Origin of the sequence: Phyllobacterium sp. CL33Tsu (genome assembly GCF_900113985.1) — a bacterium.
Classification (GTDB): Bacteria; Pseudomonadota; Alphaproteobacteria; order Rhizobiales; family Rhizobiaceae; genus Phyllobacterium; species Phyllobacterium pellucidum.
Genome location: NZ_FORJ01000001.1, coordinates 1,347,929 through 1,367,355 on the forward strand (window position 1 = coordinate 1,347,929; position 19,427 = coordinate 1,367,355).

The following is a 19,427-nucleotide window of genomic DNA, read 5'->3' on the forward strand; positions in this document are numbered from 1 at the left end:
TGCCCTTCAAAGGGCGGGTTGGCATGCAAATGAACCGCAACACGAACCACCGGTGCTGTGTCCGATGTATTTTCCGGACACTCCAGGAGTATGTATGTCTCAAGCCAATCCAACGCGCGAAGATTTCGAAGCTCTTCTCGCCGAGTCCTTTGCCACCAACGACCTTGCTGAAGGTTATGTTGTAAAGGGCCGTATCGTCGCCATCGAAAAAGACATGGCGATCATCGACGCCGGCCTCAAGGTTGAAGGCCGCGTTCCGCTGAAGGAATTCGGCGCCAAGGCCAAGGACGGTTCGCTCAAGCCGGGCGATCTCGTGGAAGTCTATGTCGAGCGTATCGAAAACGCTCTCGGCGAAGCCGTTCTGTCGCGTGAAAAAGCACGCCGCGAAGAGAGCTGGGTCCGCCTTGAAGAGAAGTTCAATCGCGGCGAGCGCGTCGACGGTGTCATCTTCAACCAGGTCAAGGGTGGCTTCACCGTCGATCTCGACGGCGCCGTTGCCTTCCTGCCGCGTTCGCAGGTCGACATCCGTCCGATCCGCGACGTCACCCCGCTCATGCACAACCCGCAGCCATTCGAAATCCTCAAGATGGACAAGCGTCGCGGCAACATCGTTGTCTCGCGCCGTACCGTTCTTGAAGAGAGCCGCGCTGAGCAGCGCTCCGAAATCGTCCAGAACCTCGAAGAGGGCCAGGTCGTTGAGGGCGTGGTCAAGAACATCACCGATTACGGTGCGTTCGTTGATCTCGGCGGCATTGACGGTCTGCTCCATGTGACCGACATGGCATGGCGCCGTGTCAACCATCCGTCGGAAATCCTGTCGATCGGCCAGACCGTCAAGGTCCAGATCATCCGTATCAACCAGGAAACCCATCGTATTTCGCTCGGCATGAAGCAGCTCGAAAGCGATCCGTGGGATGGCATCGGTGCCAAGTACCCGATCGGCAAGAAGATCACCGGTACCGTCACCAACATCACCGACTACGGTGCATTCGTTGAGATCGAGCCCGGCATCGAAGGCCTGATCCACGTTTCGGAAATGTCCTGGACGAAGAAGAACGTGCATCCCGGCAAGTTGCTCTCGACCACGCAGGAAGTCGAAGTCGTTGTTCTCGAAGTGGATCCGGTCAAGCGCCGCATCTCCCTCGGCCTCAAGCAGACGCTCGACAATCCGTGGACGACCTTTGCAGAGAAGTTCCCGGTCGGCACGATCGTCGAAGGCGAAGTCAAGAACAAGACCGAATTCGGCCTGTTCATTGGCCTCGACGGCGACGTGGACGGCATGGTTCACCTCTCCGACCTCGACTGGAACCGTCCGGGCGAACAGGTCATCGAAGAGTACAACAAGGGTGATGTCGTCAAGGCTCAGGTTCTCGACGTCGACGTCGAGAAGGAGCGTATCTCGCTCGGCATCAAGCAGCTTACCGGCGACAAGGTCGGCGAAGCCGCTTCCTCGGGCGAACTGCGCAAGAACGCCGTTGTAACCGTTGAAGTCACCGGGATCACCGATGGCGGCCTTGAAGTTCGTCTGGTCGACCACGACCTCGACACCTTCATCCGTCGCGCTGACCTCTCGCGTGACCGCGACGAACAGCGTCCGGAACGCTTCACGGTCGGTCAAAAGGTTGACGCCCGCGTCATCGCCTTCGACAAGAAGACCCGCAAGCTGCAGGTCTCGATCAAGGCGCTTGAAATCGCCGAAGAGAAGGAAGCTGTCGCACAGTACGGTTCGACCGACTCCGGCGCTTCGCTCGGCGACATTCTCGGCGCTGCGCTGAAGAAGCAGGAAAAGAACTAAGCGTCTTTTCCAGCCGAAAACCAATGACCCGCCGGTGCAAGCCGGCGGGTTTTTCTATGGGCGTCTGGCAGTGTCAGATCGTGTCGAACTGCACGAGGATGAAGGCGATCTGGACTATAAGGGCGAGGCAGACGAGAACGATCTGCGCGTTCGGACGGCGAAGATAAATGCCAAGGCCCGCAATGGCGATGAGGAACAGATTGCGGAAGGGATATTCAGGGCCGAGCGAGCCAAAATGCGCCTTGCCCTTCATCGCAGTATCAAAGAAATCGACGACAAAAATCGCGATCAATATGCCGAAATACCACGCCCTTCGTGACATGAAGTAGTCTTCATAGCCGGAATAGCCCTCCATGCTGTCGGGGAAAAGCAGCGCGCAGGCAAGGAAGTGAATACTCGCGAAGAAGATGACGAAGAGATAGGCCTCGAAAGTCCATTGCACGAGTTCGTGCAGGTAAAACTCGAACCACCAGAAGTGCACGACGGTGAGAAATGTAAAGAGCACCCAGCCGAGATGCACGGCAAATATGTTTTTGCGCTGCGGGTGCTGGATGATACGTGCGACGCCGGTCAGCAGTCGCGAGACGCTCAGGCCGAGGATGATGCCGATGATGACGCGCACATGGGTGAAGACTTCCGGATCGGGTATGCGGCCTTCCAATGCGTATCCTCCCCCGTCGTAAGCATGAACTGGAAGCTTTATGCTAGCTGAGTGGAAGATTGATGCAAACCACCGGGCTCAAACGCCCCCCCCCCGCGAAGGTGTCAGGTTTCGTGCCTGCCGTTGCAAAGGCATCCGAAATATTTCTATAGCTCAAAGGTATTAGCTTTGCCCTCTTCGCAAGAATTAGTTTCATGATAATGTTTTCCAGGAATTGATCCGGAGTAATTAAGATCTTGACGCGCGTGAGGCTCTCTGCAACTTTCCGAAAAATTGATCGCGCCCCATCAATCAGGTGATGTATTGCGCCGTCTTAGTTTTGAGCAAAAAATCATTGTGATGATAAGCGGCAATTTCCGCACGCACCGGCTTTTTTGAGAGCAAGCTGACAGCAAGCAGGGAATCCAGACGGTGAAAAAACCTATCAAGACGATGGAAGATTTTTCCGAGTTCGTCGGGCTGTCGCGTCCGACGGTTTCGAAATATTTCAACGATCCGAATTCCGTCCGAAGTTCCACACGCGCCATCATCGAGGCCGCCGTCAAGCAGTCTGGGTTTCGGCCCAACATCTTTGCGGTCAATCTCAATCGCCGCCGCACGAATATACTCGGCATCATCGTGCCGAATTCGACCGATCCATTTTATATGGCGTTGACGCGCCGGATCGAAGGCATTGCCGAACAGGCGGGCTACCTTGCCTTTGTGTTGAGTTCCGACGGCAAACCGGAACTTGAAGAACGCGCCATCGAGACCTTCAAGTCGATGAACGTCGCGGGCGTGATCATCGGCCCTCTCGGCGTGCAGTCGCATCATGAAAAGCTGCGCAAGCTCGGCGATTCAATTCCGCTCGTTTATGTCGATTCACCGCTTGATGCCACCTCGGCCTATGTCGGCACCAATAATCGCCAGAGCTTCAAGCTGATCGTCGATTATCTGACGCGTTCCGGCGAGCCGCCCTGCTATTTCGGCATGGCGCTCGTCAACAACAACGCACTGGAGCGGCGCGACGCCTATACGGAGGCGATGACTGACCTTAATTTCGAGCCCCGCGCCATTCCAATCGAAGAGCATGCCAATTGGGATTTCGAGAAATATGCCTTCGACCGGACGACGCGCATCCTGAAGGAAGGGGGATTCCCCACCAACACCGTATTTTGCGCCAATGACCGGATCGCGTTCGGCGTGGTGGCTGCTGCATACCAGGCGGGACTGAAGGTCGGACGCGGACCCGACTGCCAACTGCGCGTCGCCGGGCACGATGACCAGCCGCTGTCGCGCTATATGTGTCCGCCGCTGACGACAGTGGCGCAAAACTACAACGAGATCGGCCGGCTTGCGATCGAACTGCTGTTCAATAAGCTCGGCGAGAACCAGGACTCCAAAACGCCCCTGCCGGTGGATTCCCGCATCCTTCTTAATGCGGAAATCAAGCTGCGCATGTCGGCCTGACCGGATGCGAGCGCGGCAACGCGCCGCGAAGAATGCGGCGCAACGACCCTTTGCCTTCATCCAAAAAGGCAGTAAACAGCTTGGAAATATGCGGCCGCAGTTTCATTCCCATAGGAGCGTTCGATGACAATCACCAAGCCAAAACTCGTCACCGTTTTCGGAGGCTCCGGCTTTATTGGTCGTTATGTCGTGCGTGCGCTGACAAAGCGCGGCTATCGGGTTCGCGTCGCGGTCCGTCATCCGGAGCTCGCATTTCACCTGCAGCCCCTCGGCGGCGTCGGCCAGATCCAGGCTGTCCAGGCCAATCTGCGCTATCGCTGGTCAGTGGATCGCGCCGTCGCGGGATCAGACCATGTGATCAATCTCGTTGGACTCCTGTTCGAAGGCGGCAATCAAAAGTTCGGCACCGTGCATGATTTTGGCGCGCGTGCCGTCGCCGAGGCTTGCCGTGCGGCGGGCGTTCCGCTGACCCATATGTCGGCCCTCGGGGCAGACCTGAAGTCACACTCGGCCTATGCCAGCACCAAGGGCCGCGCCGAGGCTGCGGTGCGCGATATTCTGCCGGACGCCGTGATCATCCGGCCGTCGATCGTCTTTGGCCCTGAGGACAATTTCTTCAACAAGTTCGCCAATATGGCGCGGTTGTCGCCGTTCCTGCCTTTGATCGGCGGCGGACATACCAAGTTTCAGCCGGTCTATGTCGGCGATGTTGCCGAGGTTATTGCGCGCTCCGTTGACGGGGCCTTGAAGCCCGGCGAGACCTATGAACTTGGCGGCAATGAAGTGCTGACATTCAAGCAGTGCCTCGACATCGTCCTGCGCGTGATCGGCCGCAAGCGCTGGTTCGTCTCGCTTCCCTTCTGGGTTGCCCGCCTGCAGGGGCGTATCATGGGCATGCTCCCCAACCCGATGCTGACGCGAGACCAGGTTCTGCTGCTGCAAAAGGATAATGTGGTGTCGCATGCTGCCAAGGCCGAGGGGCGGACTCTGGAGGGCCTCGGCATTCAGCCGGAAACAGTCGAGATTATCCTGCCATCCTATCTCTGGCGCTTCCGCGTCCACGGGCAGTATTCAGCGCAGAAGCCCGCCTAGGTCGCCCGCAACGGGAGACCCATTGAAGGTCCGCCGTCTCAGCGCATGAGGATAAGGGCGACGAGGCCCAGCGTTCCAACGACAAGACGCCACCAGGCGAACAGGCCGAAACCGTGGCGTGACACGTAGTCGAGCAGATAGCGAACCACGAAGACGCCCGAAATGAAGGCTGCGATAAAACCGACCACGATGAGAGATGCATCGTTGAAGGTCAGGATATGGCGGTTTTTGAAGAGGTCATAGGCGAACGCGCCCGCCATGGTCGGCATGGCAAGGAAGAACGAAAATTCCGCCGCCGAACGCTTGTCCGCTCCGAGCAACAGCGCGCCGACGATGGTGGCGCCCGAACGCGACGTTCCCGGAATCATGGCGAAACACTGGATAAGCCCGATCTTGAAGCACAGCGACAGTGGATAATCCATGACGTTGGTATAGCGCGGCTTCAGTTCGAGGCGATCGACCCAGAGCAGGATCAGGCCGCCAAGAATCAGCATAACGCAGATGAGCATCGGCGATTCGAACAGCACGGTCTTGATCACGTCATGCGCGAGAACGCCGATGACCACGGCGGGCAGGAAAGCTATAAGCACGCCGGCGACGAAGCGGCGCGTCTTCGGATCGCTCGGCAGATCGCGTGCGATCTTGAGGAGACGGCTGAAATAGACGGTGAGGATAGCCAGAATCGCGCCGAGCTGGATCAAAACCTCGAAGGTCTTGCCGTTTGATTCAAAGCCGAGGAAATGCCCGGCAAGCAACAGATGGCCGGTTGACGAGACCGGTATAAACTCTGTTAACCCTTCCAGCAGACCAAGGAAAAGGGCTTCGACAATCGTCTGTGATTCCATGATATCGCTTTCATGACGGCGCCGGGAGCGGTTGGTAACCGGCTATTGGTGAAATCGTGTTTACTTGTCTCATGCAGCGCTTGCGCCTATAGCTTTGGGCGCAGACTCAAAGCGGTGCCGAGAAATACGACGACGCCGAATAAAATGCCAGTTTGAAAGATCCGCTTACAAAGATGCTGACGCTCTTCCATCATCCCATGTCCACCGGCTCACGCTATGCGCGCCTCATCCTCAATGAATATGACATCGAGGCGGAACTGATCGAGGAGAACAGTTGGGCGCGACGCAAGGAATTCCTGGCGCTCAATCCCGCCGGGACACTACCGGTGCTCCTCGCCGAAGGCGACGTGCCGATCTCGGGGGCCTCCGTAATCGCCGAATATATCGATGAGACGCGCGGCGCGCTGAAGCGCAGCCGCCGCCTGTTTCCGGAAGATTCGCTGAACCGCGCCGAAGTGCGCCGGCTGATTGACTGGTTCCTGTCGAAACTCGAAAACGAAGTAACGCGCCATATGGCGCGCGAGCGCATCTTCAAGCTGCACATGACGGCCGAACAGGGCGGCGGCGCTCCCGACTCTACCGCCATCCGCGCGGCACGCTCGAACATCACACAGCACATGAAATATATCGACTGGCTTTCGGCGACCCGCAATTGGCTTGCCGGTCCAACGCCGAGCTATGCCGACATGGCGGCCGCAGCATCGATTTCGATCCTTGATTATCTCGGCGAGATCAAATGGGCCGAGTACAAGGCCGCACGCGACTGGTATACGCGCATGAAATCGCGCCCGTCGTTCCGGCCTCTGCTTTCCGACCGCGTGCGCGGACTTCCACCTGCATCGCATTATGGCGATCTGGATTTCTGAGCCAAACCGCTGCAAGCTAGCGAGTTCAAGGGTCCACGGGACTTTGCCATGCGTGCCGGCCAACCGGATAAGCTGAAACAGTTCATCATCGATGAGGCCCGTGCGCACGGCTTTGACCTCGTTGCGGTGACGCGTCCCGACGCCATTCCGCAAGCCGAGGAACGGCTCCGCCAGTATCTGGCGCTAGGCCGCCATGCCACGATGGATTGGATGGAGGAAACGGCACTCAGGCGGTCGCGCCCAGACGCGCTATGGCCCGAGGTGCGCTCCGTCATCGTCCTCGCCATGAATTACGGGCCCGACAGCAATCCGCTTGTGCTTCTCCAAGAACGGAACAAGGCGGCCATATCTGTCTACGCGCAGAACCGGGACTACCACGACATCATCAAAGGCAAGCTCAAGGGCATCGCCAGCCGTTTCGTTGCGCGCGCGGCAGGCGCGGACGTGAAGGTCTTCGTCGATACGGCGCCGGTGATGGAAAAGCCGCTCGCCGAAGCCGCGGGCGTCGGCTGGCAGGGCAAGCACACCAATCTCGTCAGCCGGAGCCACGGCTCCTGGCTGTTTCTGGGCACGATTTTCACGACGGCGGAACTTCCCGCCGACGAGCCCGACTCCGACCATTGCGGGTCGTGCCGCGCCTGCCTCGATGCCTGCCCGACTCAGGCTTTTCCCGCACCCTATCAGCTCGATGCGCGCCGCTGCATCTCGTATCTTACGATCGAACACAAGGGACCGATCGCGCCGGAATTCCGCAAGGCGATGGGCAACCGGATCTATGGCTGCGACGATTGCCTTGCCGTGTGTCCCTGGAACAAGTTTGCCGAAAGTGCGCGCGAGGCGAAGTTGAAGGCGCGCCAAGATCTGAAGTCGCCTGGTCTCGCGTCGCTGCTTGGCCTGGATGACGCGGCATTTCGCGAGCTCTTTACCGGTTCTCCAATCAAGCGCATCGGCCGCGATCGTTTCATCCGCAACGTCCTGATCGCCAGCGGCAATTCGGGCAGGTCGGAACTCATCGAACGTGTGGAAGCGCATCTCGCCGACCCTTCGCCGCTGGTGCGGGGCGCGGCAGTGTGGGCGCTCGGCGAACTCTCGGAACCGGAACCACTTTCGGCCTTGCGAATGCGCCACGCAGCCCATGAGAACGACCTGGACGTCTTGACCGAATGGCGGAATGCTGTGAAAAATCAATAATGCAGATTTTTCTTTTCGGGGCCGGATATTCGGCACGCGCATTCGCCAGGATCATGGCCGGTCAAGCGGACTTTATCGGCGGGACGACGCGTGACGCGAGCAAATTCGCCGCGCTTAAGCAGGACGGCATAACGCCCTATCTTTTCCATGGGACCCATGCCTCGCAGGAAATCGTCGATACGCTGGCGAGCGTAACCCATATCGCCGTTTCGACATCACCGGGCCAAAGCGGCGATCCGGTACTGGCCCAGTTCGCGCCGACCATTGCGCGCGGGATGCCGAAGCTGCAATGGATAGGCTATCTCTCGACGGTGGGCGTATACGGCAATCATGGGGGCGCGTGGGTTGATGAAACGACGCCGTGCCACCCGGTCTCCGCCCGGTCTGTCGAGCGCGTCGATGCGGAGAAAGGATGGCAGGAGCTCGCGAACCGGCGGGAAGTGCCGCTTGCCATCCTGCGTCTGTCCGGCATCTATGGGCCGGGCCGCAATGCATTCGTCAATCTCTCGAACGGCACCGCGCGCCGGCTCAACAAGACTGGACAAGTTTTCAACCGTATTCACGTCGACGATATTGCCGGGGCCCTCCGCTTTCTCGCGACCCGCAACGAGGGGGGCATCTTCAACATCACCGATGACGAACCGGCGCCACCGCAGGACGTGGTCGCCTACGCGGCCGAATTGATGGGCGTAGAACCGCCCGAGGAATCCGACTTCGAGACAGCGCCGCTCACACCAATGGCGCGTTCCTTCTACGGCGAGAACAAACGCGTCTCCAATGCAAGGATCAAGGCGCTGGGCTATACGTTCCGCTACCCGGACTATGGAACCGCCTTTTCAGCCATGTGGCGGGGCGACAGCTGGCGCTGACGCGGACTGCTAGAACTTCGTGATCACATTGATGCCCGTGCCCTCAAATCGATCCATGGCCATGAGGGCGGCAGGAGCATCGTCGAGCGTGATCTCCTTGCCGATCAACTTCTGCGGCGCGAGCTTGCCGTTTTCGAGCATGTCCATCAGCGCCTTGTAACGGAACGCCTGCATGCCGTGGCTGCCATATATTTCAAGTTCATGCGCGATGACCTTGTCCATCGGGATCGGTGCATGGGCATGGTCGCCCAGCATCAGTCCGACCTGCACATGCCGGCCGCGGCGGCGCAGATTGGCGACGGAGTTGAAACAGGTCGATGGATGACCGAGCGCATCGATCGAGACGTGCGCGCCGCCTTTGGTGATTTCACGGACGGCGCCAACGACGTCTCTTCGCTCGGCGCCATTCACAATGGCGACAGCACCCAGCGCCTTCGCAAAAGCGAGCTTCTCGTCGGCAAGATCGATCGCGACGACATTGGCGCCCATGGCAGTGGCGATCATGATCGCCGACAGCCCGACGCCGCCGCAGCCGTGCACGGCAACCCACTCGCCGGGCTTGACCCTGGCCTGATCGACGATTGCGCGAAACGAGGTGACGAACCGGCAGCCAAGGCTCGCCGCCGTCGCGAAATCGAGAGAATCCGGCAAGCCGACCAGGTTGGTATCGGCATAGTCGACAGCGACAAACTCTGCAAATGAACCCCAGGCGGTAAATCCCGGCTGGAACTGGTTCTCACAGACTTGATGGTTGCCGGAATTGCACTCGAAGCAATGACCGCAGCCGCCGACGAACGGCACTGTTACGCGCTGGCCGATCTGCCATTGCTTCACGTGCCTGCCGACTGCCGCAATGGTTCCAGCAAGTTCGTGACCCGGCACATGCGGCAGGACGATGTCCGCGTCATGCCCCATCCAGCCGTGCCAGTCGCTGCGGCAAAGACCCGTGGCTTCGACCTTTATGACCACGCCGGAATCCGCCGGGCGTGGATCGGCGACGTTTGCAACGCGCGGCGTCTCGCCGAACTTTTCGAAGATGACAGCTCGCATAGTAAGTACCCCTTCGAATCAGAGTGTGGATCCGATCGCATATTGCGACTTGGCGGCGAATCTGGCCATCATAAAGCCCCGATCCTCGACGCAAATTTACCGGGATCACCTGTGGGATAGCGATTATGACACCCAAAGTCCTGTTGCGCCTGATATTTGGCGCGCTCGTTTCACTCGGCATGACAGCGGGGGCGATTGCAGAAGACGGTCCGGCCAAGCAATTGTTCGGCGCGCAGCCGTTGCCGACCCTCGGTGCGCCGCAATCGGACGGATTCTATGCCAAGGGATGCCTTGCGGGCGGTGTAGCCCTCCCGGTTGACGGGCCGACCTGGCAGGTGATGCGCCTGTCGCGCAATCGGCGCTGGGGCCATCCACGAATGATCAGCCTGCTGGAGCGCTTGTCGCGCGATGCCGCGGCCAAGGATGGTTGGTCTGGCCTGCTCGTCGGCGACATTTCCCAGCCGCGCGGCGGTCCCATGCTCACGGGCCACGCCTCACATCAGGTTGGGCTCGATGCCGACGTCTGGTTGACCCCAATGCCAAAGCGCCGTTTCACCAACCAGGAGCGCGAAACTGTCGAGGCCACATCGATGCTCAAGGGCGACACGCTCTTCGTCGATCCGGACAAGTGGTCGGCGTCCCGCGCCGCCCTTTTGAAGCGTGCGGCGAGCTATCCGGAGGTCGAGCGGATTTTCGTCCATCCGGGCATCAAGAAGAAGCTCTGCGACACCGTCCAGGGCGATCGCAGCTGGATGGCAAAGATCCGTCCCTATTGGGGGCACTACTACCATTTCCATATCCGCATCAAATGCCAAGCCGGGTCGCCCAATTGCAAGCCGCAGGAGCCGACCGGCATCGACGACGGTTGCGGCAAGCCGCTCGCCTGGTGGTTCACGGACGAGCCGTGGAAGAAAAAGCCCGAGCCGGCCAAGCCGGTCAAACCGCGCGTCATGATGCTTTCTGACCTGCCCAAGGTCTGCGCGCAGGTGCTCAATGCACCCGGACCGAATTCCGCCGCTGAGGTTACTTATGGCGCCGGCGGTACCGTCGCTGCGCCAGCCAAGGCTGCCGCTCCTGCTGCCGCCTATGCGCCGGACGATGAGACGCTGCCCGAGGACGTACCGGTTCCCGGGCAGAAGCCCTGAGACGGATCGTCTTTCCGCCGCGAGCCGGTCTTTTTTCGCTGCGGCCTTTTCATGCTGTCATGAATTGAGTATAGGGTTTCAATCGATTTAGGGCCCGGACCCAAGTTAGAGATTTGATGACACAGCCTTTCCGCCTCGCGCTGATCGCTCACGACCAGAAAAAGGCCGACATAGTGGCGTTTGCCCGCACCTACGAAAAGCTGCTGGCGCCGTGTGAAATCGTTGCCACGGGCACGACCGGCGGATTGATCCAGGAAGCGTGCCCATCCCTCACTATCCGCCGCGTCAAAAGCGGACCACTCGGAGGCGACCAGCAGATCGGCGCGCTCATTGCCGAAGGGAAAATTGACGGGCTCATCTTCTTCGTCGACCCGATGTCACCGATGCCGCACGACGTCGATGTCAAGGCCCTGATGCGGCTCGGCAGTGTTTACGACATTCCAATGGCATTGAACCGGGCTACAGCCGAGGTTCTGGTGCAAAAACGAGGCTTGCTGCGTGATGACGCAGCAGACAACACAATCACTGCGGCGAGCGCCACTTGAGCGCAAGCGTGCAGCGACAAGGCTAAAAGCGTATGATCCAATGGTCATACTCAAGAAGGGGCGACGCGAGGACAGCGATATGGTGACACAGGCAGATACCGACCACATCATGAAATTTCCGATTCTGGTCGGCGATATCGGCGGCACCAATGCGCGCTTTGCGATACTGGTGGATGCCAATGCCGAACCCAAGGAATTCCCGATCATCCAGACCGCGGATTACTCGACAATCGACGAGGCGATCCAGAATGCCATTCTCGATCATACTTCGATCCAACCCCGCTCTGCTGTGCTTGCCATCGCCGGTCCGGTAGAAGGCGACGAGATCGACCTCACCAATTGTGCCTGGGTCGTAAAGCCGCGGCAGATGATGGAGACCCTCGGTCTCAGCGACATTACCGTGCTCAACGATTTCGAAGCGCAGGCGCTGGCTGTCGTCTCCCTCGAGCCGAAGCACCTCGAAAAGCTCGGCGGTGGTGCGGGCGACCCCCATGGCAGCCGGGCTGTTCTCGGACCCGGAACCGGGCTCGGCGTCGCCGGCATGGTGCGTTCGCGCAATAGCTGGGTTCCGGTGCCCGGCGAAGGCGGCCACGTGGACATGGGACCGCGCACGGCGCGCGACCTCGAAATCTTCCCGCATGTCGAACACATCGAAGGGCGCATTTCCGGCGAGCAATTGCTTTGCGGTCGCGGACTTCAGAATATCTACCGGGCCATCTGCAAGGTAAGCGGCACTGACGCGACGCTGCAGACGCCGGCGGAAATCACCGCCGCAGGGCTTTCTGGCGAATCGCCCGAAGCCAAGGAAACGCTGGCGCTTTTTGTCATCTATCTCGGCCGCCTTGCCGGCGATTTCGCCTTGACCTTCATGGCACGTGGCGGCGTCTATCTTGCTGGTGGCATCGTGCAGAAGATCGTGCAGCCGCTAAAGGATCCCTCGTTCCGCAAGGCTTTCGAGGATAAGGCGCCGCACGGCGAAATCCTGCGCGAAACCCCGGTCTATATCATTACTCATCCCCTGGCGGCGTTGAGCGGCCTTTCTGCCTTTTCCCGGACGCCCACCCGTTTCGGCGTCTCGACCGAAGGACGCCGCTGGCGCCGCGACTGAACCGCCTCGTGGCTCTCGCGCCGACCGCACGGGAGGCGCAGGCCGCAGCACAATGGCAACACTCGGCGCCCAGACGCGGTGCCGAGGCCCAAAACCGATAGGCAAGGCGGATCAATAAGGCTATAGGGACAATTTCAGCGGCAAGGGTCTTCCCTTGCCGGGAAGTCTTTTTGTACCAGCGAGTTGACGCCTGCATGGATGGTCAGACCAAGAAGAAAAAGATCGATATGAACGAGGCGCGCCGCGTCATCGGAAGGGTTCTGCGCGAGAACCTTTATGAACAGCGCGGGTCGTATGCGGTCGCGGTGCCAGCCATGCTGGCGACAGCCGGCGCCATGGCTTTCGTCGCGATCATTTTCCGTGATGTGATCAACAAGATCTACTACGAGCAACGTGCGGACCTGATCATCCCGATCAGCCTCGGCGTGCTTGCCGCGTTCATTATTCGCGGTGTCGCCACCTATATCTATTCGGTCTACATGGCGAAGATCGGCAACAATATCGTTGCGCGCTATCAGCGCCGCATCTTCGACCAGCTTATGCGTCTCGGGCTCGATTTCTACCATGACAATCGTTCGGCGCAGCTTGCAGCGCGGATAAACCAGAACATTTCAGGCGTGCGCGACCTTCTGCAGCTGATCGTGACCACAGTCGGCAAGGATATTCCGACCCTCGTCTCGATGGTCGGCAGCATGATCTATCTCGACCCGGTGCTCTCGCTCTTTGCCCTTTTGATCGGGCCGCCGGTGCTGCTCACCGTCCGGTACCTGACAAAGCGCCTGCGTAGCATCCACCGCGAGTCGGTGACGCTGAACTCGCATCTTCTCGGCGCCATGCAGGAAGCGACGCAGGGGATTACCATCGTCAAGGCCTTCACGATGGAAGAGCAATTGCGCGGCAAGGTGACGACCCTGATCAACCGCGCCGAGGAGCGCTCCAACAAGATCGCACGCGTCGAAGAGCGGCTGACGCCGATCACCGACCTCATAGCCGGCCTCGCGATCGCCTCGATGATCGCCTATACCGGCTACCGCGCCGTTCTCAATGCGGAGCCACCCGGCGCAATGTTCGGCTTCATGACCGCGGTCCTCCTCGCCTATGATCCGGTGCGGCGTCTCGCACGGGTCCAGGTCGGGCTCGAGCGCGCACTCGTCAATGCGCGCATGATCTACGAAATCCTCGACATCGAGCCGCGGCAGGCCGACAGCATTGGCGCGGTACCGATCACCGTGCCCTCCGGCGAGGTCAAGTTCGACAATGTCCGCTTCAGCTATGGAGAAATCCCGGTCCTGCACGGGATCAGCTTCACGGCGGAAGCCGGCAAATCCACCGCCATCGTCGGCGCTTCGGGCGCCGGCAAGTCGACGCTGTTCGGGCTTGTCGAGCGTTTCTACGACATAGATGGCGGGCGTATCCTCATTGACGGGCAGGATATCGCCCATGTCAGCAAGCGTTCGCTGCGGCAATCGATCGCCTATGTGTCGCAGCAGCCCTATCTCTTCGAGGGTACGATCGCCGACAATATTCGCTATGGCCGCCCTGATGCCACAGACGACGAAGTCATCGAGGCGGCAAAGCTCGCCAATGCCGACGAGTTCATCCGGCGTCAGCCGCAAGGCTACGGCACCGAGATCGGCGAAAACGGGGCGAACCTTTCCGGCGGACAGCGCCAGCGCCTTTCCATCGCCCGCGCCATCGTTCGCAACGCCTCGATCCTTCTCCTCGACGAGGCGACCTCGGCGCTCGACAATGAATCTGAAAAACGCGTGCAGCAGGCGCTAGACTATGTGATGCGCGGCCGCACGACGATCGTCATCGCGCATCGGCTTTCGACAATCGTCAATGCTGACCGCATCGTCGTCATGGAGGCCGGGCGCGTGGTCGAGGAGGGCGTGCACGCCAGCCTCCTTGCCATTCCGAACGGCGTCTATGCGCGTTTCTACCAGTTGCAAGGCAAGGAAGAGTCGCCCATCATCGACGATACCGAATTGCAGCCCGCAGAAATCACAGGAACCGCCACATGAGTGCCGAACAGCCCGCCACGCCGATGAAGCTTGCCGTGGTCGGCGCCGGCGGCCGTATGGGCCAGACGCTCATCCGTCTTATCAACGAGACACCCGGCGCCGTTCTCGCCGGCGCAGTGGAACGGGCCGGCTCGCCGCATATCGGCCGCGACGCCGGTGAGATTGCCGGCGTGGGGACCCTTGGCGTCGAAGTGACCGACGATGCGCTGGGTGTATTTGTCGGCGTCGAGGCCGTCCTCGATTTCACCACCCCAGGCGCCACAGTTGAATTTTCCGAGCTGGCGGCCCAGGCGCGTATCGTCCACGTCATCGGCACGACCGGCTGCTCGGCGGAAGACGATGCCAAGATCCACGCAGCCGCGCGCCATGCGGTCGTCATCAAGTCCGGCAATATGAGCCTTGGCGTCAATCTTCTCAGCGTTCTCGTCAAGCAGGCGGCAAAGGCCCTCGGCTCGGACGATTTCGACATAGAAATCCTGGAGATGCATCACAAGCACAAGGTCGACGCGCCATCTGGCACAGCGCTGCTGCTGGGTGAGGCCGCAGCGGATGGCCGCGATATCGGCCTCGGCCAGCACAGCGTGCGGGTTCGCGATGGCCACACCGGCCCGCGCGAGGCTGGCGCGATCGGCTTTGCCACCCTTCGCGGCGGTTCGGTGGTCGGCGACCATTCGGTGATCCTCGCCGGACCAGGCGAACGCATCACATTATCGCATCACGCTGAGGATCGCAGCATTTTCGCCCGCGGCGCCATCAAGGCAGCGCTCTGGGGCAAGGGCCGCAAACCCGGCCTCTATTCGATGCTCGACGTGCTCGGCCTCAACCCATAACGATTGTCTCACAGGAGTAATCCCATGTCCGGAACCCTCGTCCTTGTCCGCCACGGCCAGAGCGAATGGAATTTGAAGAACCTTTTCACCGGTTGGCGCGATCCGGGCCTCACGGAACTCGGCCATAAGGAAGCGATCGAAGCGGGCAAGCGCCTGAAGGCGAAAGGCCTGCAATTCGACATCGCCTATACGTCGGTTCTTTCGCGCGCGCAGGCGACGCTCGACCATATCCTGGAAGAAGTCGGACAGACGGGCCTCGAGACCATTCGCAATCAGGCGTTGAACGAGCGCGACTACGGCGATCTTTCCGGTCTCAACAAGGATGATGCCCGCGCCAAATGGGGCGAGGAGCAGGTTCACATCTGGCGCCGCTCCTATGACGTCTCGCCTCCCGGAGGCGAGAGCCTGCGCGATACCGGCGCGCGAGTATGGCCCTATTACCTGCACGACGTGCAGCCGCATGTCCTGCGTGGCGAGACCGTTCTCGTTGCGGCCCACGGCAACTCGCTGCGGGCGCTAATCATGGCGCTTGACGGCCTGACGGGCGAAGAGATCGTCTCGCAAGAACTCGCGACGGGCGTTCCAATCGTTTACAAGCTGAATGCGGACTCGACGGTCGCCTCGAAGGAAGTGCTGGCGGGCTGACCGTGTTGTGATTAGCAAAGGCTGGCGCTGGCGCCGGCCTTTTTCGGCACCAACGAGGCTCAAAGGGCGCGAAATTGCACAACGCGTTCTATTTAAACGCGAAGCGCTCTAAATGGATTGACAGACTCAAAGCTGCCCCTTACATGAGACCCCGCTGCCCAGATGGCGGAATTGGTAGACGCGCACGGTTCAGGTCCGTGTGCCGCAAGGCGTGGAGGTTCGAGTCCTCTTCTGGGCACCATTTCCCAATATTTCAATTTCATTCGACATTTGGCCGTTCGATGTCGTTAAGGCCGACGTTGGGCTTCTGACCCAAGCGATCGGAGCCACCTTCGAGCACCGTCGCGGCTATTTGAACCGTTTGCGCATTTACCCGGCCATCTTAAATCGCTATATCTCATAGCGTGACCGGAGCCTTCTTGCTTCAGTCGCTCGCTCGCAACGAGAGTGAACGATGTCCGAAACGCGCCGCAAGCTGACGACCATCTTTTCCGCCGATGTCCAGGATTATACCCGGCTGATGCAGGCTGACGAGGAAGGCACCCTCGATACGCTGAAGCAATATCGCGACGCGATGGCTGGCCTCATCGCATTGCATGGCGGGCGTGTGATCAATACCTGGGGCGACGGCGTGATCGCCGAGTTCCCGAGCGTGGTCGAGGCCGTGCGCGCTGCGATCGACGTCCAGAACGAGCTTGCCGGCTATAATGGTGACCGCTCCGAAGGTGACCGCATGCTGTTTCGCATTGGGCTCAATCTCGGCGACGTCATCGCCGAGGGCGAGGACATTTATGGCGACGGCGTCAACATCGCTGCGCGCCTGCAAGCGAGCGCTCGGCCGGGCGGCATCGTCATCTCGCATACCGTCTATGATCAGGTGCGCAACAAGGTTGCGGTCGGTTTTGATTTTCTCGGCGCGCTCAATGTGAAGAACATCGAAGAGGGCGTGCCGAGTTATGCGGTGCGTATCGGCGGACTCGGCAACGCTGACGCGCCGCGGCAGCCGGAAAGCCCCTACGGACGCGATGCCCGGCCAGCGCCCTTGCAGTCAGTCCTAAGGGAGCCGTCCACGGCACAATCGGCGCCCCGGCGCAGCTTCGGCGTGCTCGCAGTGATTGCCGCCATGCTCGCGGGCATCAATCTTCTAACATGGGAAGGTGAATTCTGGGCGCAGTGGCCGATCCTTGCCCTCGCCACGTTGGCGGCGCTGATCTGGGTGCGCGGGACAAGGACGATCAACCGCGGCATCGGCACATTGGCCGTCATCGGGCTTGGCCTTGCGGCGATCAATCTGTTCTCGTGGTCAGGCACATTCTGGGCCGTGTGGCCGATGTTTGCGCTCGCCGTGATTGCGGGGCTCAAATGGGCCATGCGCCGGCAGGGCGCAGCCCGTTCATAAGCCCTCAGGCATTTGCGCGGCGATAGAATGCCAGCGAAGCCGCCAGCATCAGCATGGCCCCGCCACACACGCGATCGAGCCATAAGGCACCGGACCTGCGCAGAAAGCGCGCAGCGCGCGAACCGAGCATCGCATACCCGAACATCACCATGAAATCGATGGCGGCGAATGTTGCGGCCAACACCATGTATTGCGGTAGCTGCGGCAAAGCTGGATCAACGAACTGGGGCAGGAAGGCCGAGAAGAAGAGATAGCCCTTGGGATTGGTGACCGCGACCGCGAAGCTTTTCAGGAACACCGACCGCACCGAAACGGATGTCGCGGCACGTGCAGTTATATTGGACAGTTCGAGCGTTCCCTTTGATCGGATCAGCATCACACCCAGAAAGGTGAGATAGGCGACGCCGATCCACTTGACGACGGAAAACCAGAACTCGGACGCCGCGAGTAGAGCGCCAAGGCCAAGCGCCACCGCGCCGATGAGGGCAAAGTCGGAAAGCACCGCCCCCGCCATGCCAAAACAGGCGGTCCTGGCGCCGAAGCGCGAGCCATTCGTCAGGGCGAGGATCACGGTTGGACCAGGCGTCGCAATGCCAATGAAGGCAACCACGGCAAATGCCAGGACTGTCAGGTGTGTCATCTATCCCCCCATCTTCGGCGTAAGGTAAAACACTCTCATGCCTATTCAAATGTCAAGGCCGCTACCGTTCGGATCGTCCGGTTTCGATGAGACCGCGGATTGTCGCATCACGCGGAAATGCACCAAAAAGCTCGGTTTTCAATTTCGTATCGACCTGCAATGATCCGAGCAAGCGCTCCGCATCGCGCGACCTGCCAAGCAATCGCGCCATGGTGAGCAAGAAGGAAGAGGGCATAGGGAAAAGCCTCGCTTTGACGCCCATGCCCTCGGCAAAAGCGCGCAACAACTCAGGGGTCGATACGTCGTTGCCATCGGCGAGAAGCACGGTCTTTCCGGCCGCAGCAGGCAACTGCGCGGCCTCTGCAATGATCGCCGCCAGGTGACCAACATTGAGCAGACTGCGCCGGTTGTCGACTGAAGCCAGCGGCAGCGGCATGCCGGTCTTAATCAAGCGCATGAGACGCTCCAGATTGCCGGGATTGCCCGGACCGTAGACGAGGACCGGGCGGAGAACCACAAGTTCCATGGCGCCTTGGCGGCAGATATCCTGAAGCGCCTGTTCCGCCTGCCATTTGCTCATGGCGTAGGCGCTGGCAGGTTGCGGCAGATCGGCTTCGGTAAAGGGGCGTTGCGAAAAATCGCCCATGACGCCTGCGGAACTCACGAAGACGAAACGCTTTACCTTGGCGGCGAGCGCCGCGCGCGCCAGCGCAATCGTGGCGTCGACATTGGTGCGCCGGAAGAGCGCCTGCGAAGCGTCGGGAGATTCGCCGGTCTTGTGTGCGCGCGCTGCAAGATGGATGACGACCCGGCAACCGGACACAAGTAGCGACCAGTCGGAAATAGCGCTGATATCACCCACCTTATGCAGCGACAAACGGGCGTGCGGCGCAGATTCCTTTCGCACTTCGGAACGTACCAGCCCACGGACGTGCCAGTCTTTGGCCAGCAGATGTCTTACAGTTTCACGGCCTACGAAACCCGCCGCGCCCGTTACCAGAATGTCGCCTCGATTATTCATGCCGCAAGACTGCTTTGCGGGCCCGCAATGTTCAATCCCCGCCTGCAATAATTCGAAGGAGAGCCGTTAGACTTTGGGATAATTGACGCTTTAATGACAGCGCGACTATTGTCGCCAACTCTGGAGGAATGCGTGGGAAGGGAGGCCCAGGCGCAGCCATATACGTTTGATTCCATTAAGAGCACAGCAATCCACTTCTGTGGCATTGCCTGCGGATCTATAAACTCACGCATATTCTAAATCGATTTAAAC

18 protein-coding genes and 1 tRNA gene are annotated in these 19,427 nt (G+C 60.0%); 14 read left to right on the forward strand and 5 right to left on the reverse strand.

The genetic code is table 11. The features are described 5' to 3' along the window. The first annotated feature begins 94 nt into the window (after nucleotides 1-94). Nucleotides 95-1,795: a 30S ribosomal protein S1 gene (gene rpsA, locus BM074_RS06555; RefSeq protein ID WP_027230837.1), complete on the forward strand. Its 1,701-nt coding sequence runs from the start codon at nucleotides 95-97 to the stop codon at nucleotides 1,793-1,795. A 73-nt stretch (nucleotides 1,796-1,868) separates the two neighbouring features. On the opposite strand, the gene BM074_RS06560 is transcribed toward rpsA, so the two are convergent. After that, nucleotides 1,869-2,456: a hypothetical protein gene (locus BM074_RS06560; protein ID WP_091920608.1), complete on the reverse strand. Its 588-nt coding sequence runs from the start codon at nucleotides 2,454-2,456 to the stop codon at nucleotides 1,869-1,871. 432 nt (nucleotides 2,457-2,888) lie between these two features. Here BM074_RS06560 and BM074_RS06565 point away from each other — a divergent pair, with 432 nt between their 5' ends. Then, nucleotides 2,889-3,905 (forward strand): LacI family DNA-binding transcriptional regulator, encoded by a 1,017-nt coding sequence (locus BM074_RS06565; protein WP_027230839.1) that lies wholly within the window; start codon nucleotides 2,889-2,891, stop codon nucleotides 3,903-3,905. A gap of 123 nt (nucleotides 3,906-4,028) precedes the next feature. After that, on the forward strand, nucleotides 4,029-4,997 hold the full coding sequence (locus BM074_RS06570; RefSeq protein WP_091920609.1) for a complex I NDUFA9 subunit family protein: 969 nt from the start codon (nucleotides 4,029-4,031) through the stop codon (nucleotides 4,995-4,997). A gap of 38 nt (nucleotides 4,998-5,035) precedes the next feature. Here the strand turns inward: BM074_RS06570 and BM074_RS06575 are convergent, their stop codons facing one another. Further along, nucleotides 5,036-5,842 (reverse strand): undecaprenyl-diphosphate phosphatase, encoded by an 807-nt coding sequence (locus BM074_RS06575; protein WP_091920611.1) that lies wholly within the window; start codon nucleotides 5,840-5,842, stop codon nucleotides 5,036-5,038. Nucleotides 5,843-6,015: 173 nt separating this feature from the next. On the opposite strand from BM074_RS06575, the gene BM074_RS06580 reads away from it, so the two are divergent. The 3 genes from BM074_RS06580 to BM074_RS06590 are packed head-to-tail and all read left to right on the forward strand — an operon-like array spanning nucleotide 6,016 to nucleotide 8,768. Continuing rightward, a complete protein-coding gene (locus BM074_RS06580) occupies nucleotides 6,016-6,708 on the forward strand; it encodes a glutathione S-transferase family protein (protein ID WP_027230842.1) in 693 nt (230 codons plus the stop codon). 48 nt (nucleotides 6,709-6,756) lie between these two features. Next, complete coding sequence (gene queG / locus BM074_RS06585) at nucleotides 6,757-7,899, forward strand: tRNA epoxyqueuosine(34) reductase QueG (RefSeq protein ID WP_091920613.1); 1,143 nt, start codon at nucleotides 6,757-6,759, stop codon at nucleotides 7,897-7,899. Beyond that, nucleotides 7,899-8,768 carry an SDR family oxidoreductase gene (locus BM074_RS06590; protein WP_091920615.1) on the forward strand — a complete coding sequence of 290 codons (870 nt, stop codon included), beginning with the start codon at nucleotides 7,899-7,901 and terminating at the stop codon, nucleotides 8,766-8,768. Before queG ends, BM074_RS06590 begins: the two co-directional genes overlap by 1 nt. Before the next feature lie 9 nt (nucleotides 8,769-8,777). Here BM074_RS06590 and BM074_RS06595 read toward each other — a convergent pair whose 3' ends face one another. Beyond that, nucleotides 8,778-9,818 carry a zinc-dependent alcohol dehydrogenase family protein gene (locus tag BM074_RS06595; RefSeq protein ID WP_091920617.1) on the reverse strand — a complete coding sequence of 347 codons (1,041 nt, stop codon included), beginning with the start codon at nucleotides 9,816-9,818 and terminating at the stop codon, nucleotides 8,778-8,780. Nucleotides 9,819-9,943: 125 nt separating this feature from the next. On the opposite strand from BM074_RS06595, the gene mepA reads away from it, so the two are divergent. The 8 genes from mepA (at nucleotide 9,944) to BM074_RS06640 (ending at nucleotide 17,514) form a co-directional block, all read left to right on the forward strand. Next, entirely contained in the window at nucleotides 9,944-10,963 is a 1,020-nt protein-coding gene (gene mepA / locus BM074_RS06600; RefSeq protein WP_091920618.1) for a penicillin-insensitive murein endopeptidase, read from the forward strand. Nucleotides 10,964-11,079: 116 nt separating this feature from the next. Then, nucleotides 11,080-11,508, forward strand: a complete 429-nt coding sequence (locus BM074_RS06605; protein ID WP_091920620.1) for a methylglyoxal synthase — start codon at nucleotides 11,080-11,082, stop codon at nucleotides 11,506-11,508. Nucleotides 11,509-11,587: 79 nt separating this feature from the next. Further along, entirely contained in the window at nucleotides 11,588-12,616 is a 1,029-nt protein-coding gene (locus tag BM074_RS06610; protein ID WP_091921530.1) for a glucokinase, read from the forward strand. 194 nt (nucleotides 12,617-12,810) lie between these two features. Continuing rightward, nucleotides 12,811-14,640, forward strand: coding sequence for an ABC transporter ATP-binding protein (locus tag BM074_RS06615; protein WP_091920622.1), 1,830 nt, complete (start codon nucleotides 12,811-12,813; stop codon nucleotides 14,638-14,640). Next, on the forward strand, nucleotides 14,637-15,470 hold the full coding sequence (gene dapB, locus BM074_RS06620) for a 4-hydroxy-tetrahydrodipicolinate reductase (protein ID WP_091920624.1): 834 nt from the start codon (nucleotides 14,637-14,639) through the stop codon (nucleotides 15,468-15,470). Before BM074_RS06615 ends, dapB begins: the two co-directional genes overlap by 4 nt. 24 nt (nucleotides 15,471-15,494) lie before the next feature. Then, a complete protein-coding gene (locus tag BM074_RS06625; protein ID WP_027230851.1) occupies nucleotides 15,495-16,115 on the forward strand; it encodes a 2,3-bisphosphoglycerate-dependent phosphoglycerate mutase in 621 nt (206 codons plus the stop codon). A gap of 156 nt (nucleotides 16,116-16,271) precedes the next feature. Further along, a tRNA-Leu gene (locus tag BM074_RS06630) sits at nucleotides 16,272-16,356 on the forward strand. Between the two features lie 213 nt (nucleotides 16,357-16,569). Further along, nucleotides 16,570-17,514: an adenylate/guanylate cyclase domain-containing protein gene (locus BM074_RS06640; protein ID WP_091920627.1), complete on the forward strand. Its 945-nt coding sequence runs from the start codon at nucleotides 16,570-16,572 to the stop codon at nucleotides 17,512-17,514. Nucleotides 17,515-17,518: 4 nt separating this feature from the next. On the opposite strand, the gene BM074_RS06645 is transcribed toward BM074_RS06640, so the two are convergent. Both BM074_RS06645 and BM074_RS06650 read right to left on the reverse strand, forming a co-directional pair. Then, the gene (locus BM074_RS06645; RefSeq protein WP_091920629.1) at nucleotides 17,519-18,154 is read right to left on the reverse strand and encodes a LysE family translocator; all 636 of its coding nucleotides are present in this window, start codon (nucleotides 18,152-18,154) and stop codon (nucleotides 17,519-17,521) included. 61 nt (nucleotides 18,155-18,215) lie between these two features. Further along, on the reverse strand, nucleotides 18,216-19,175 hold the full coding sequence (locus BM074_RS06650) for an NAD-dependent epimerase/dehydratase family protein (RefSeq protein WP_091920631.1): 960 nt from the start codon (nucleotides 19,173-19,175) through the stop codon (nucleotides 18,216-18,218). Nucleotides 19,176-19,427: the final 252 nt, after the last annotated feature.